13 protein-coding genes are annotated in these 14339 nt (G+C 71.3%); 8 read left to right on the top strand and 5 right to left on the bottom strand.

Translation table 11 applies throughout. The annotated features are described in order from the left end of the window. Positions 1–7 precede the first annotated feature (7 nt). From ACWDX9_RS34365 to ACWDX9_RS34350, 4 genes are read left to right on the top strand one after another with little or no spacing between them, the layout of a single operon-like run. Entirely contained in the window at positions 8–1405 is a 1398-nt protein-coding gene (locus ACWDX9_RS34365) for an ABC transporter substrate-binding protein (protein WP_449961320.1), read from the top strand. Next, the gene (locus tag ACWDX9_RS34360; protein WP_449961318.1) at positions 1402–2256 is read left to right on the top strand and encodes an ABC transporter permease; all 855 of its coding nucleotides are present in this window, start codon (positions 1402–1404) and stop codon (positions 2254–2256) included. Before ACWDX9_RS34365 ends, ACWDX9_RS34360 begins: the two co-directional genes overlap by 4 nt. Continuing rightward, entirely contained in the window at positions 2253–2957 is a 705-nt protein-coding gene (locus tag ACWDX9_RS34355; RefSeq protein ID WP_449961315.1) for an ABC transporter ATP-binding protein, read from the top strand. Before ACWDX9_RS34360 ends, ACWDX9_RS34355 begins: the two co-directional genes overlap by 4 nt. Next, the gene (locus ACWDX9_RS34350) at positions 2958–5618 is read left to right on the top strand and encodes a fumarate reductase/succinate dehydrogenase flavoprotein subunit (RefSeq protein ID WP_449961313.1); all 2661 of its coding nucleotides are present in this window, start codon (positions 2958–2960) and stop codon (positions 5616–5618) included. Here ACWDX9_RS34350 and ACWDX9_RS34345 read toward each other — a convergent pair. The 5 genes from ACWDX9_RS34345 to ACWDX9_RS34325 are packed head-to-tail and all read right to left on the bottom strand — an operon-like array spanning position 5615 to position 9595. Further along, positions 5615–6016: an RrF2 family transcriptional regulator gene (locus tag ACWDX9_RS34345; RefSeq protein WP_363962592.1), complete on the bottom strand. Its 402-nt coding sequence runs from the start codon at positions 6014–6016 to the stop codon at positions 5615–5617. The genes ACWDX9_RS34350 and ACWDX9_RS34345 overlap by 4 nt on opposite strands. Continuing rightward, positions 6016–6987: a sulfate/molybdate ABC transporter ATP-binding protein gene (locus ACWDX9_RS34340; RefSeq protein ID WP_449961310.1), complete on the bottom strand. Its 972-nt coding sequence runs from the start codon at positions 6985–6987 to the stop codon at positions 6016–6018. Before ACWDX9_RS34340 ends, ACWDX9_RS34345 begins: the two co-directional genes overlap by 1 nt. A 5-nt stretch (positions 6988–6992) precedes the next feature. Continuing rightward, positions 6993–7775 (bottom strand): sulfate ABC transporter permease, encoded by a 783-nt coding sequence (locus ACWDX9_RS34335; protein WP_366309790.1) that lies wholly within the window; start codon positions 7773–7775, stop codon positions 6993–6995. Continuing rightward, a complete protein-coding gene (cysT, locus tag ACWDX9_RS34330) occupies positions 7768–8586 on the bottom strand; it encodes a sulfate ABC transporter permease subunit CysT (RefSeq protein ID WP_449961306.1) in 819 nt (272 codons plus the stop codon). Before cysT ends, ACWDX9_RS34335 begins: the two co-directional genes overlap by 8 nt. A 7-nt stretch (positions 8587–8593) precedes the next feature. Next, on the bottom strand, positions 8594–9595 hold the full coding sequence (locus ACWDX9_RS34325; RefSeq protein WP_449961302.1) for a sulfate ABC transporter substrate-binding protein: 1002 nt from the start codon (positions 9593–9595) through the stop codon (positions 8594–8596). Between the two features lie 159 nt (positions 9596–9754). Between ACWDX9_RS34325 and ACWDX9_RS34320 the strand changes: the two genes are divergently transcribed. The 4 genes from ACWDX9_RS34320 to ACWDX9_RS34305 all read left to right on the top strand — a co-directional run. After that, a complete protein-coding gene (locus tag ACWDX9_RS34320; protein ID WP_449961299.1) occupies positions 9755–11386 on the top strand; it encodes a TIGR04028 family ABC transporter substrate-binding protein in 1632 nt (543 codons plus the stop codon). Further along, positions 11368–12315 (top strand): ABC transporter permease, encoded by a 948-nt coding sequence (locus ACWDX9_RS34315; protein ID WP_449961296.1) that lies wholly within the window; start codon positions 11368–11370, stop codon positions 12313–12315. Before ACWDX9_RS34320 ends, ACWDX9_RS34315 begins: the two co-directional genes overlap by 19 nt. Beyond that, positions 12312–13103 (top strand): ABC transporter permease, encoded by a 792-nt coding sequence (locus ACWDX9_RS34310; protein ID WP_357726837.1) that lies wholly within the window; start codon positions 12312–12314, stop codon positions 13101–13103. The genes ACWDX9_RS34315 and ACWDX9_RS34310 overlap by 4 nt, the downstream gene beginning before the upstream one ends. Further along, a partial coding sequence (locus tag ACWDX9_RS34305) for an ATP-binding cassette domain-containing protein (RefSeq protein WP_449961293.1) occupies positions 13100–14339 on the top strand: 1240 nt, incomplete at its 3' end. The genes ACWDX9_RS34310 and ACWDX9_RS34305, both read left to right, overlap by 4 nt.

Raw genomic sequence — 14339 nt, 5'->3', positions numbered from 1 at the left:
GAGCACGATGCGCAAGGCCCTGGCGGCCGTCGCGCTGCTGGCGGCGGCCGGGTGCTCGGTCACCGGCGCGGCGGGCGGCGAAGGCAAGACGAAGATCGTCATCGGCTACCAGTCGAAGACCATCAACACGGTGACGGCGGGCACGCTGCTGCGCTCGCTCGGCTACCTGGAGAAGCGGCTCGGCGGCAAGTACTCCGTCGAGTGGCAGGACTACGACACCGGCGCCCCCATCACCGCGAAAATGGTGGCCGGGAAGATCGACATCGGCTCGATGGGCGACTACCCGCTGCTGATCAACGCCTCCCGCACCCAGGGGATCCCGGCCGCCCGTACGGAGCTGGTCTCGATCACCGGCTACAACCTGCGCGGCGGGCTCAACATGGTCGTCGTTCCGCCCGGCTCCAAGGCGAAGACCCTCGCGGACCTGAAGGGCGCGAAGATCTCCGCCAGCCTGGGCTCGGCCGGGCACGGCACGCTGGTCCAGGCCCTGGAGAAGGCCGGGGTCGCGGATGTCGAGGTGGTCAACCACCAGCCCGCGGTGGGCGCCTCCCAGCTCGAGTCGGGCGGGGTGCAGGCGTACGCGCAGTTCGTGGCCTGGCCGGGGCTGCTGGTCTTCCAGCACAAGGGGCGGCTGATCTACGACGGCTCCGCGCTGGGCGTGCCCACGTTCCACGGTGTGGTGGTGCGTCAGGCGTACGCGAAGGAGCACCCCGAGGTCGTGGACGCCTTCCTCAAGGCGCAGATCGACGCCACCCGCTACCTGCACGAGCACCCGCTGGAGGCCGCCGAGTCCGTGGCCGGGACCACGGGCCTGCCCGCCGAGGTGGTCTACCTCTACAACGGCCCCGGCGGCATCTCCACGTTCGACGTCACGTTGAAGCCGCAACTCAAGGCGGCGCACGAGCACGACGTGCCGTTCCTCAAGCGCATCGGCACCGACTTCGCCGGGGTGGACGTCTCCTCCTTCGTCAACGACACGTACCTGCGCAAGGCGTACGGGCCCTCGTACGACAAGGACCTGGCCTCCACCGCGAACCCCGCCCGGATCACCGGCACCGACCCCGCCTGCGGCGGCCAGGTCACCGACCCGAGGACGGCGTCCGAGCTGTGGCCGGCCGGCGCGACGACGACGCGGCCCGCGGCCACGCCCACCTGCCTCCTGCGCCAGATCGCCAAGGCCGGTACGGCGGTGCGCGCCGCGTACGTGCCCGACACGACCACGGGCACCCGGTGGTTCGCCGACGGCTCGGTCTGGCTCCGGGACCCGGCGGCTCCCGAGCGGTCGCGGTTCCTGCCGTTCACCACGCAGGACGGCGCCGACGCCTACCTGAAGGCACACCCCGGGACCGAGCCCGTCACCTACGAGGCCGCGCTGAAGGCGGCCGGGCGGGGCGGCGACGCATGACGAGCGCCGAAGTACTCCCACGCGAGACGGCCGACCCCCGGAAGGCGCGGAAGGTCACCGCGCCGCCCCGAGCCGGGAAGGGGCGGTGGGCCGTCAGGGTGGCGTCCGTTGCGGCGGCGGCCGGCCTGTGGCAGCTGCTCACCGTCACCGACGCCCGGCTGTGGCTCAGGTTCGACCGGTTGCCGGCGCTCGACGAGATCGCCCGCGAGGCGGCCAGGCAGCTCGCCACCCAGGTCTACCTGCTCGACCTGCTCCAGAGCCTGGTCCGCATCCTCACCGGCTTCGGCCTGGCCACGGTGGCGGGCATCGGGGTGGGCGTGCTCGTGGGCAGGTCGGGCCGCACGCGTGACGTGCTGCTGCCGCTGCTCGAAGCCGTCCGCCCGATCCCGGCCATCGCGCTGGTGCCGGTGGCGATCCTGCTGTTCCCGACGGACGAGCAGGGCATCGTGTTCATCACGTTCGTGGCGGCGTTCTTCCCGATCATGGTGAGCACTCGCCATGCCGTACGGGCGCTGCCGACGCTCTGGGAGGACGCGGTCAGGACGCTCGGGGGCGGTCGCCGCCACGTGCTCCGGTACGTCGTGCTGCCCGGGATCCTGCCGGGCGTGTTCGGCGGGCTGTCGGTCGGCATGGGCGTGTCGTGGATCTGCGTGATCTCGGCCGAGATGATCTCCGGCGAGTTCGGGATCGGCTACCGGACCTGGCAGTCGTACACGCTCGTGGACTACCCCGCGGTGATCGTCGGGATGATCACCATCGGCCTGCTCGGCTGGCTCACCTCGGCCGTGGTGGAGCTGGCCGGCCGCCGGATCACCCGCTGGCTGCCCCGGGCGGAAGGAAGCGGGCGATGACGGCGGGGCTGGGGTTCGCCCTCGACGGGCTGTCCCTCGGCTACGGCGGCGGCCTGGTGCTGCGCGAGGTCGATCTGGAGGTCGTGCCGGGCGAGGTGCTGGTCGTGGTCGGGGCCTCGGGCTCCGGCAAGTCCACGCTGCTGCGGGCGCTGGCCGGGCTGCTGGCGCCGTACGAGGGGCGGATCCTCGCGGACGGCGCCGAGGTCGAGGGCACGTCGGGAGAGCGCGCGATGGTCTTCCAGGACGACGGCCTGCTGCCGTGGCGGACGGTCAGGCGCAACGTCGAGCTGCCGCTGAAGATCCGGGGAGTGGCGCGGCGCGAGCGCGCGGAGCAGGCACGCGAGTGGATCGAGCGCGTGGGCCTCGCGGGGGCGGAGGACAAGCTGCCCCGCGAGCTGTCCGGCGGCATGCGGCAGCGCGTCCAGCTCGCCCGCGCGCTCGCGGGGGCGCCCAGGGCCGTGCTGATGGACGAGCCGTTCGGCGCGCTGGACGCCCAGACCCGGGCGCAGATGCAGCGCCTGCTGCTCGACGTGCTGCGCGGCACTCGGGCCACCGTGATCTTCGTGACCCACGACGTGGACGAGGCGCTGCTGCTCGCCGACCGCGTGGTGGTGCTGGGCGGCCAGGACGTCCGCTCGGTGCTCGGCGTGGCCGGCGGCGATCGGAACGACCTGCGCGCCAGGATCCTGGAGGAGTTGTAGATGGAGATCCCCCCGATCGAGGACCGCCTGAGCCTGGAGTGCGAGGTGCTCGTCGTCGGCGGCGGCACCGCGGGCACGATGGCCGCGATCACCGCCGCCGAGCGCGGCGCCGATGTCCTGCTGCTGGAGAAGGCGCACGTACGGCACAGCGGCGCGCTGGCCATGGGCATGGACGGCGTCAACAACGCCGTCATCCCCGGCAAGGCCACCCCCGAGGACTACGTCGCCGAGATCACCAGGGCCAACGACGGCGTCGTCAACCAGAGGACGATCTATCAGACCGCCACGAGGGGCCACGCGATGGTCCGGCGCCTGGAGCGGTACGGCGTGAAGTTCGAGAAGGACGAGTACGGCGAGTACGCGGTGCGCAGGGTGCACCGCTCGGGCAGCTACGTCCTGCCGATGCCCGAGGGCAAGGACGTCAAGAAGGTCCTCTACCGGGTGCTGCGCCGCCGCGACATCAGGGAACGGGTCCGCATCGAGAACCGCGTCATGCCGGTCAGGGTCCTCACCTCGAACGGCCGGGCGGTCGGAGTCGCCGGGTTCGACACCAGGTCGGGGCGGTTCGTCACGGTGCGGGCCGGCGCCGTGATCCTGGCCACCGGCGCCAGCGGGCGGCTCGGGCTGCCGGCCAGCGGCTACCTCTACGGCACGTACGAGAACCCCACGAACGCCGGCGACGGCCACGCCATGGCCTACCACGCGGGCGCCGAGCTCAGCGGCATCGAGTGCTTCCAGATCAACCCGCTCATCAAGGACTACAACGGTCCGGCCTGCGCGTACGTGGCCAACCCGTTCGGCGGCTACCAGGTCAACAACCGGGGGGAGCGGTTCGTCGACTCCGACTACTGGTCGGGGCAGATGATGTCCGAGGTCGCCGCCGAGATCGCCTCGGCCCGCGGGCCGATCTACCTGAAGCTCACCCACCTGCCCGAGGAGACGATCTCCGCGGTGGAGGGCATCCTGCACACCACCGAGCGCCCCACCCGCGGCACCTTCCACGCCGGGCGCGGCCACGACTACCGCACCCACGACGTGGAGATGCACATCTCCGAGATCGGCCTGTGCGGCGGCCACTCCGCCTCGGGGGTCTGGGTGGACGAGCACGGCGCCACCACCGTGCCGGGCCTGTACGCGGCCGGCGACCTGGCCTGCGTGCCGCACAACTACATGATCGGCGCGTTCGTGTTCGGCGACCTGGCCGGGGCGCACGCGGCCGAGCATCACGTCCGACCGCAGGCCCTGCCCGAGGACCAGATCGCGGAGGCGCACGCGCTGGTCTACCGCCCGCTGGCCAACCCCGACGGGCCGCCGCAGCAGCAGGTGGAGTACAAGCTGCGCCGCTTCGTCAACGACTACGTGGCCCCGCCGAAGACGGCCGCCAAGCTGGACATCGCGCTGGAGTCGTTCGAGCGGATGCGCGAGGAGATCGCGGCGATGGGCGCGCGTACGCCGCACGAGCTGATGCGCTGCACGGAGGTCACGTTCATCCGCGACTGCGCCGAGATGGCCGCCCGGTCCTCGCTCACCCGTACCGAGAGCCGGTGGGGCCTCTACCACGAGCGCGCCGACCTGCCCGGTCGCGACGACGGCACGTGGCTCTACCACCTGAACCTCCGCAAGAGGGCCGACGGCGCGATGGAGTTCGTCAAGCGGCCGGTGGAGCCGTACCTGGTGCCCGTGCCCGAGTTCGAGCCGGTCGCGGGCGAGCCGGTGCTGCTGGGCGCGCAGTCGGCCGCCACCGTGCGGCGCTCGGACGGTGCGCGGAAGGAACGGGCGGCCGTGGGGCGCTCGCCCCGGATCCTGGAGCTGCACCGGCTGGCCGAGGAGCAGCCCGACGTGGAGCGGCTCGCGCCCTACCTCGCCGATCCCGACCCCAAGGTGCGGCGGGCCGCCATCGCCACGCTGACCGAGACCGTCCCCGCCGGGGCGGGGGAGGCGCTGGTCGCCGCGCTCGGGGACGGCCACGGCACGGTGCGGCGGGCCGCGGCGACCGGGCTGAGGGAGCTGGTCGAGGTGCTGCCGGCCACCCCCGCGCTGGGCACGGCCCTGGCCGGGTGCCTGACCGGCGCGGACGCGGTCGTCCGGGCCACCGCGCTCGACGTGCTGCGCGCGCTGCGGCTCGGCGACCGGGAGGCGTTCGCGACGGGGATCGGCGACCCCGACCGCCGGGTGCGTATCGAGGCGATCCGCGGGCTGGTCTCGCTCGACGAGGCCGCCTTGGTGGCCACGGCCGTCGCCGATCCGTCGCGCGAGGTGCGCGTATGGGTGGCGAAGGGCCTCGGCCTCATCGGCAGGTCGACAGGGTCGCTGGCGGTGCTCGCGGACGACGCCGACCCGCTGGTCAGGGCCGCCGCGCTGGAGGCGTCCGGCGCCGCGGGCGTCCCGCTGGAGTCGCGAGCCGTCAAGGGGCTGGAGGACCCCGACTGGCAGGTACGCGTGGGCGCGGCCCGCTGCCTGGCCGCCGCGGACCCGGCCACGGCGATCGAAGCGCTGGTCGCGGCCCTCTCGGACGCCAACCAGGACGTACGCAAGGCCGCCGTTCTCGCCCTCACCCCCTGGGCGACCACCTCCGAAGCGGCCGCCGGACTGCGCGCCGTCATTGACGATCCGGACGCCGACGTACGGGCCTACGCCCGCCGGGCGATCGAGAACACCTAGCCGGCGGCGGGGTCCTTGGCCGCCGTGGTGACGACATCAGCGAGCGTGACCTCGGTCAGCAGGGCGTGCTCGTGCTCGCGCATCGCCGTCCAGATGTCGGCGAGCGGGCCGGCCACGCCGGGGAAGCGCTCGATCTCCTCCTCGATCCCCTCCGTCACGCGGATGACGTCGGCGAGGGTGATCTCCTCGGGAGGCCGGGCCAGCCAGTAGCCCCCGTCAGGGCCCCGCTGGCTGCGCACGAGCCCGGCCCGGCGCAGCTGCAGCAGGATGTTGTCGCAGAACCGGCGCGGGATGTCCTGACTGGAGGCAATCTTCTCGGCGGGCACCGGGCCGGGTGGTGCCGCCGCGAGGGCGACGGCGGCGCGCAGGGCGTAGTGAGTGCGGGCAGAGATCCTCATCACGCCGTGGTCGTGCTCAGGGCGAGGGAGCGGGCGGCCGGGCTGGGCCACACGTGGATGACCTGGTCCGGACGCAGGTTCAGGCGCTCGACGGTGCTGCGGGTGACCTGGGCCCAGGCTTCCTGGCCGTCGATGAGCAGCTCCACGCGCACCTCGAAACCGAGGCGGACGATCCGGGTGACCGTGGCGGGGACGCTGCCGTTCTCCGGGGCGGCGCCGATCTCGATGTCGTGCGGGCGGACCAGGTGGCCGTCCAGCTCGGTGACCGGGCCGAGGAAGCGCATCACGAACGGGTCGGCCGGGTTGTCGTAGACCTCCGTGGGGCTGCCGATCTGCTTCACCTGACCGTCGGCCAGCACGACGATGGTGTCGGCGACCTCGATCGCCTCCTCCTGGTCGTGGGTGACGAACACGGTGGTGACGTGCACCTCGTCGTGCAGGCGGCGCAGCCACGTCCGCAGCTCCTTGCGCACCTGTGCGTCCAGGGCGCCGAAGGGCTCGTCGAGCAGCAGGACCTGCGGCTCGACCGCCAGCGCGCGGGCCAGGGCCATGCGCTGGCGCTGGCCGCCGGACAGCTGGGCGGGATAGCGGTCGGCGAAGTTCTCCAGGTGGACCAGCTCCAGCAGCTCCATCACGCGCTTGCGGATCTCGTCCTTGGGGCGTTTGCGGATCTCCAGGCCGAAGGCGACGTTCTTGAACACGCTCATGTGCTTGAACGCCGCGTAGTGCTGGAAAACGAAGCCGACGTTGCGGCGCTGGGGTGACAGCCTGGTGGCGTCCACGCCGGAGATCAGCACGGTGCCCGTGTCGGGGGTCTCCAGCCCGGCGATGACGCGCAGCAGCGTCGACTTGCCGCCGCCGCTGGGGCCGAGCAGTGCGGTCAGGGATCCGGCGGCCACGTCGACGGAGACGTCGCTCAGCACCGGCGTTTCCCCGAACGCCTTGTTGACGCCGCTTACTTGGATGGCCATGAGGTTCAGCCCTTCGGGCGCAGGATCTTGGTGAGCAGGAGCGTGACGACCGCCACCAGCGCGAGCGCGGTCGCGGCGGCGAAGGCGGAGGCTTCGTCGAAGTTCTGGAAGCGTTCCTCCACGAACAGGGTCAGCGTCTGGGTCTTCTCGACCAGGCGGCCGGAGACGACGGCGACCGCGCCGTACTCGCCCAGCGCCCGAGCCAGGCACAGCACGACGCCGTAGGCCAGCGCCCAGCGGATCCCGGGGACGGTGATGCGGCGGAAGGTCTGCCAAGGGCCGGCGCCGAGCGTGCGGGCCGCCTGCTCCTGCTCGTCTCCGAGCTCCTCCAGGACGGGGATCACCTCTCGGATGACCAGGGGCAGGGAGATGAAGACGGCCGCCATGACCATGCCGGGGATGGAGAAGATGACCTGGACGCCGAGGTTCTCCAGCCATCCGCCCACGGGGGCGAAGCGGCCGTAGACCAGGATCAGCGCCAGGCCCACCACGACCGGGGAGACGGCCATGGGCAGGTCGATGAGGGCGTTCAGCAGCCGCTTGCCGGGGAAGTCATGCCGTACCAGGAGAATCGCCGTGCCGACCCCGAAGACGGTGTTGGCCAGCACGGCCCAGAACGCGACGATCAGGGTGACGCGGAAGGCCGACTGGGCCTGGGGCGTGGTGAGTGCCTCCAGCACCGGGCCGAGACCGTTCTCGAAGGTGCGCCAGCCGATGAGCACGACCGGCAGCACGAGCAGGAACAGCAGGTAGAGGAGGGCGAGCGCGCGGAGTCCGTATTTAGCCACGGCGGCTGCCCCATCGCTGCAGCAGGTCCAGCAGGACCAGCGTCACCAGGGCGACGACGAGCAGGACCGTGGAGACCGCCGCCGCGCCGATCGGGTTGTCGGTTTCGATCTGACCGAAGATTTGCACCGAGGCCACCTGGGTCTTGAACGGGAGGTTTCCCGAGATCAGCACGACGGAGCCGATCTCGGCCATCGATCGGGAGAACGCCAGCGCGGTGCCCGACAGCATGGCCGGCACCAGGTTGGGCAGGATGATGCGCCGGAAGGTTTGCGCCGTGCTCGCGCCGAGCGAGGCCGCGGCCTGCTCCATGTCCCTGTCGAGCTCCAGCAGGACCGGCTGGACCGTGCGCACCACGAACGGGAGGGTGACGAACAGCAGGGCCAGCACCACGCCGGCGCGGCTGTAGGCCAGGTCGAGGCCGAGCGGGCTCTTCGGGCCGTACAGCGCCAGCAGCACCAGCCCGGCGACGATCGTGGGCAGCGCGAACGGCAGGTCGATGAGCGTGTCGACCACGGCCTTGCCGGGGAAGCGGTCCCGCACCAGCACCCAGGCGATGACCGTGCCCATGACCAGGTTGATCACGGCCACGACCGCCGAGGCGCCGATCGTCAGCGAGAGCGCCGCCCAGGCGTCCGGCGTGGTGACCGCGTCCCAGAAGTAGGCGATCCCCCGCTCCTGCGAGCGCAACACCACGGCGGCCAGGGGGATCAGCACGATCAGGCTCAGGTACAGGACGGCCGCGCCCAGCCCGAGCGCGGTGCCCCGCTTCTGGCCGAGCGCCGCCCTGGAGACGACAGTCTGTGCGGACACGCGGTCCCTACTTCTCGATCGAGACCCCGAGCTTGCGCTCGACGTCGGCCATGACGCTGCCCTTGGGGTCGAAGAACTCGGTGGTCACCTTCGGCCAGCCGCCGAGGTCGGCGATGGTGAACAGCGCGGGCGGAGCCGGGAAGGAGACGCCCTGCACGCCCTTGACCACCGGCCGGTAGCCGTTGTCGGCGAAGATCTTCTGCGCTTCCGTGGTGTAGAGGAACTTCAGGAACGCCTTGGCCTCGTTCGGGTGGGCCGAGTTCTTGGCCACCGCGACCGGGTTCTCGATCAGGATCGTCGAGTCCGGGACCGTGTAGTCCAGCGGCTGGTTGTTCTGCTGGGCGAAGATCGCCTCGTTCTCGTAGGCGAGGATGGCGTCGCCCTTGCCGCTGGAGAAGGTCTGCAGCGACTTGCGGGCGCTGTCGTCCTGCACCGGAACGTTCGCGAACAGGGCGTTGAGGTAGTCCACGCCGGCCTGCTTGTCGGCGCCCTTGTTCGACTTGGCGCCGTAACCGGCCATGACGTTCCAGCGGGCGCCGCCCGAGGTGAACGGGTTGGGGGTGATGACCTCGACGCCCGGCTTGGTCAGGTCGTCCCAGGTCTTGAGGCTCTTCGGGTTGCCCTTGCGGGTGGCGATGACCACGACCGAGTCGGTGATCATGCCCTTGTTCTCGCCGGCGCTCCAGTCCTCGGCGACCAGGCCCTTCTTGACCAGGCGGGTCATGTCCGGCTCGAGGGAGAACGCGACGATGTCAGCCTTCAGGCCGGCCTCCACGGCCCGGCTCTGGTCGCCCGAGGCCCCGAAGGACTTGGTGAAGGTGACGTTCTTGCCCTCCGGCGTGGCCTGGAAGGCCTTGATGATCTTCTCGTAGGCCGCCTGCGGCGTGGAGTACGCCACCAGCGACAGCTGTACCTGACCGCCCGACCCTCCGTCGGACCCGCCGCCCCCGCACGCGGCGAGAGTGGCGATCGACGCCATGACCGTAGCGGTCGCCAGAAGCCTGCGCACGTTCACCGATTCTCCTATATCCCTACTTAACAAGTCGATATTTGGATGTTAGGGCGAGCGGGCTTCCTTGGCAAGACCGTGACCTGGAGTATTCCCTTCTTTGCCGGTAGGTTATAGTGGCTTTAGAGTCATCCGCCTCCGTTCATGAAGGGCAGATCCATGTCATCCTCCAGACTGCGCACCACAGCCGTGGCGAGCACCGCGATGCTCGCCGTCGTGGGGCTACTCGGCGCCTGTGGCGGTGGCGGAGCTGCCCAGTCGGCCAGGAGCGGCGGGCAGCCGGTCTACGGCGGCACGCTCACCTACCTCGAGCACCAGCCCCCGACCTGCCTCTACCTGCCGGCGGCCGGGTTCTATCCCAACGGCGGCATCCTCAACCAGATCACCGACAAGCTCACCTGGCAGAACCCGAAGACGCTCGAGATCGAGCCGTGGATCGCCAGCAAGTGGGAGGTCGACAAGGACGCCACCGAGTACACGTTCCACCTGCGCGACGGTGTGACGTTCAGCGACGGCAGCCCGCTGGACGCCTCCGCCGTGGCGGCCAACTTCGACGTGTACGGCCTGGGTGACGAGAAGCTCAAGCTGCCCGTCGCCGAGTTCGTCAACAACTACCAGCGCAGCGAGATCGTCGACCCGCTGACCGTGCGCTTCCACTTCGACAAGCCGTCGCCCGGCTTCCTCCAGGGCACCTCGGTCATCGGCGCCGGGCTGGTGTCCAAGAAGACGATCTCGCTGCCGTACGAGCAGCAGTGCCAGCTCAAGAACATCGTCGGCTCCGGCCCCTTCACGCTGAAGAACCAGGTCGTCGACAAGGAGGTGGACCTGGTCGCGCGCAAGGACTACAACTGGGCGCCGCCGTCGTCGAAGCACCAGGGCCGCGCGTACCTGGACGAAATCAAGATCATCGTGACGCCCGAGGACAACGTGCGCGTCGGCGCCCTCACCTCCGGCCAGGCCGACTTCGTCAGGTACGTCCAGGCGTACGACGAGAAGACCGTCAAGGACGCGGGCTTCCAGATCTACGCCGAGCCCACGCGAGGCGTCAACAACGGCCTCTACCTGCGGCCGCGCAACAGCATCCTGAAGGACGTCAAGGTCCGCAAGGCCCTCCAGGCCGGCACGAACGCCAAGGAGGTCGTCGACACCCTCTTCACCACGAGCTACCCGCCGGCCACCTCGGTGCTCAGCCACCTGGCGCAGGGCTACGTGGACCTGTCGAAGGACCTCGCCTACGACCCCGGCAAGGCCGACCGTCTCCTCGACGAGGCGGGCTGGGCCAGGGGCGCCGACGGCACCCGGGCGAAGGACGGCGTGCCGCTGCAGCTCGGCGTGTTCGTCTCCGGACCGCAGCCGCTGTCGAAGCAGACGCTCGAACTCGTCGGCCAGCAGTGGGCCAAGCTCGGCGTGAAGCTGGAGATCCGCCCCGCCGACGCGGGCACCCAGGCCGTGGACATCAAGAACGCCGAGAAGACCGCCATCCAGCACGGCATGGTCGGGCGCGCCGACCAGGACGTGATCAAGAGCCACTTCCACAGCAAGAACCGCGACGTCATCCTGTCCGACGACACCAAGCTGGACAAGCTGCTGGAGGAGGAGTCGGCCGAGCCCGACGTCGCCAAGCGCAACGCCAAGGTCGCCGAGATCCAGCGGTACGTGCTCGACCAGGGCTACGCGATCCCGCTCTTCGAGGAGCCGCAGGTCTACGGCGGGGCGCCGTACGTCCAGGGGGTGGCCTTCGAGGCGGTCGCCCGGCCGTGGTTCTACTCGGTGTGGAAGTCGCAGCAGTGACCAGGTACCTGCTCGGCCGGGTCGGGCAGGCGGCGCTCGTGCTCTGGATCGCCTTCACGGCGAGCTACGTGCTGCTGCAACTGCTGCCCGGCGACTCGATCCTGATCAAGTTCCAGAACCCCGAGCTGGGCCTGTCACCGCGGCAGATCGCCGAGATCCGGGCCTATTACGGCGCCGGCGACCCGCCGCTCCTCGACTACCTGAACACCCTGCTCGGCTTCCTGCGCGGCTCGTTCGGCTACTCGATCGACACCGGAACGCCGGTCGTCGAGCGGCTGGGCGAGGCGCTGCCGGAGACGGCGAAGCTGGCCTCGGCCGCGTTCGCGCTGGCGGTGCTGATCGCCGTGCTGATCGCGTTCGCGGCCGGCTACAGCAGGACCTCCTGGATCAGGAACGCGCTGCTGTCGGTGCCGTCGGTGTTCGTGTCGGTCCCGGCGTTCTGGCTGGGCATCCTGCTCATCCAGGTGTTCTCGTTCCGGCTCAAGCTGGTGCCCGTCATCGGCGGCGGGCCGGTGCAGCAACTCATCCTGCCGGTGCTCACGCTGGCCGTGCCCATCTCCGCGCCGATCGCCCAGGTGCTGGCGCGCAGCATGGACCAGGTCTCCACGCAGGCGTTCGTGCCCGTGGTGGCGGCCAAGGGCGCCTCGCGGTGGTGGATCCTGTGGCGGCACGTGGCCCGCAACGCCGTGCTGCCGACCCTGACCGTGGCGGGGCTGACGCTGGGCGAGCTGATCGCCGGGTCGGTCGTGACCGAGACGGTCTTCGGGCGCGGCGGCATCGGACGGCTCACCGAGCAGGCCGTCAACGCGCAGGACACGCCGGTGATGCTGGCCGTCGTCGTGCTCGCCGCGACCGTGTTCGTGCTGGTCAACCTGGTGGTGGACGTGCTGTTCCCGGTGCTCGACCCGCGGCTCAAGGCGGCCTCGTGAAGCGCAGGGGCGGGCTGGCGCTCGCGTGGGCGGTGATCGGCCTGGCCCTGTTCTGGGCCGTGGTGCCGGGCCTGTTCACCGGGTACGACCCGATCGCGGGCGTCCCGGCCGAGAAGCTGCAGGCGCCGAGCGCGTACCACCTGTTCGGCACCGACGCGGTCGGACGCGACCTGTTCGCGCGGGTGGTGCACGGGTCCGTGCACTCGCTGTCGGGCGCGTTCGTGGCCGTGGCGGTGGGCCTGGTGCTGGGCACGCTGCTCGGGCTGCTGGCCGGATCCGTCGGCGGGGTGCCGGACGAGGCCGTCATGCGGATCGTGGACGTGCTGCTGTCGGTGCCCGGCCTGCTCCTGGCCCTGACCGTGATCATCCTGCTCGGGCCCGGCACCGTGAACGTGGCCATCGCGGTCGGCGTCGGCTCGGTCGCGGCCTTCGCCAGGCTGTCGCGCTCGGAGGTGGTCCGGGTGCGGCGCACCGACTACGTGGAGGCCGCCTTCGGCAGCGGCGGCCGGTTCCCGGCCGTGCTGTGGCGGCACGTGCTGCCCAACTCGCTCGGCCCGGTCATCGCGCTCGCGGCGCTGCAGTTCGGGATGGCCATCCTGGCCATCTCGACGCTCGGCTTCCTCGGGTACGGCGCCGAGCCGCCCACGCCCGAGTGGGGCCTGCTCATCTCCGAGGGGCGCAACTACCTGGCGACGTCATGGTGGCTGACCACGCTGCCGGGCGCCGTCGTGGTCGCGGTGGTGCTCGCCGCCGGCCGCATCAGCCGTTCGATCGGGAGGCACGAGTGAGCCTGCTGGAGGTCCGCGACCTGACCGTCTCCTACGACGGCAGGCGCGCGGTCGAGGGCGTCTCCTTCACCGTGGAGCCCGGCGAGGTCGTCGCCGTCGTCGGCGAGTCGGGGTCGGGCAAGTCCACCACCGCGCACGCCGTCATCGGCCTGCTCCCCTCGAACGGCGCCGTGGACGCGGGCCGGATCCTGCTGGGCGACGCCGACCTGGCGTCCTGGTCGTCGAAGCGCATGGAGTCGGTACGCGGCGCGCAGATCGGCCTGATCCCCCAGGACCCGTCCAGCTCGCTGGACCCGGTCAAGACCGTCGGGGCGCAGATCGCCGAGGTGCTGCGCATCCACAGGCGCGGCGACCGGCGGGCGATCCGGAGCCGGGTCGTCGACCTGCTGGCCCGCGTGGGCCTGCCGGACCCCGAGGCGCGGGCCCGCCAGTACCCGCACGAGCTGTCCGGCGGCATGCGCCAGCGCGTGCTCATCGCCATCGCGATCGCGCTCGAACCCCGCCTGATCATCGCCGACGAGCCCACCAGCGCCCTGGACGTCACCGTGCAGCGGCGCATCCTGGACCTCATCGACGACCTGCGCGCGGAGTCCGGCACCGCGCTGCTGCTGGTGACCCACGACCTGGGCGTGGCCGCCGCCCGCTCCGACCGGCTGGTGGTCATGAGGGGCGGCCGGATCGAGGAGCAGGGCCGGACGCCGGAGGTGCTGGCCTCCCCGGCGGCCGGCTACACCAAGCGCCTGCTGAACGACGCCCCGTCGCTGTCGGCGTCCCCGTTCCGCGACCCCCCTCCCGGGAGCGGGCCCGCGATCGTGGTGCGCGACCTGGTCAAGGAGTTCAAGGGGTTCAGGGCGGTGGACGGGGTCTCGTTCGAGGTGGCCCGCGGCACCACGCACGCGCTCGTGGGCGAGTCCGGCTCGGGCAAGACGACCACGGCCCGGATGGTGGTGCGGTTCGCCGAGCCCACCTCGGGAACGGTCACCATCGCCGGGGCGGGGCAGGGCCGCGGGTTCCGCCGGCACGTGCAACTCGTCCACCAGAACCCGTACGGTTCGCTGGACCCCCGGCAGCCGATCGGCGACATCGTGGAGGAGCCGTTGCGCAACTTCCGGCTGGGGGACCGGGCCGAGCGGCGCGCCCGCGTGCTCGACCTGCTCGACCGGGTCGCGCTGCCGCGGGACGTGCTCACCCGCAGGCCGCGCGAGCTGTCCGGCGGGCAGCGGCAGCGGGTGGCCG

This window comes from Nonomuraea sp. NPDC003201, from assembly GCF_053590415.1.
Note: the sequence above shows the minus strand (reverse complement) of the source record. Positions and strands in the feature narration are given on the sequence as shown.

What these genes read in the sequence shown, in the direction of transcription:
- ACWDX9_RS34365 (WP_449961320.1), top strand. Translation starts at nt 8, where the DNA reads ATGCGCAAGGCCCTGGCGGCCGTCGCGCTGCTGGCGGCGGCCGGGTGC.
- ACWDX9_RS34360 (WP_449961318.1), top strand. Translation starts at nt 1,402, where the DNA reads ATGACGAGCGCCGAAGTACTCCCACGCGAGACGGCCGACCCCCGGAAG.
- ACWDX9_RS34355 (WP_449961315.1), top strand. Translation starts at nt 2,253, where the DNA reads ATGACGGCGGGGCTGGGGTTCGCCCTCGACGGGCTGTCCCTCGGCTAC.
- ACWDX9_RS34350 (WP_449961313.1), top strand. Translation starts at nt 2,958, where the DNA reads ATGGAGATCCCCCCGATCGAGGACCGCCTGAGCCTGGAGTGCGAGGTG.
- ACWDX9_RS34345 (WP_363962592.1), bottom strand. Translation starts at nt 6,016, where the DNA reads ATGAGGATCTCTGCCCGCACTCACTACGCCCTGCGCGCCGCCGTCGCC.
- ACWDX9_RS34340 (WP_449961310.1), bottom strand. Translation starts at nt 6,987, where the DNA reads ATGGCCATCCAAGTAAGCGGCGTCAACAAGGCGTTCGGGGAAACGCCG.
- ACWDX9_RS34320 (WP_449961299.1), top strand. Translation starts at nt 9,755, where the DNA reads ATGTCATCCTCCAGACTGCGCACCACAGCCGTGGCGAGCACCGCGATG.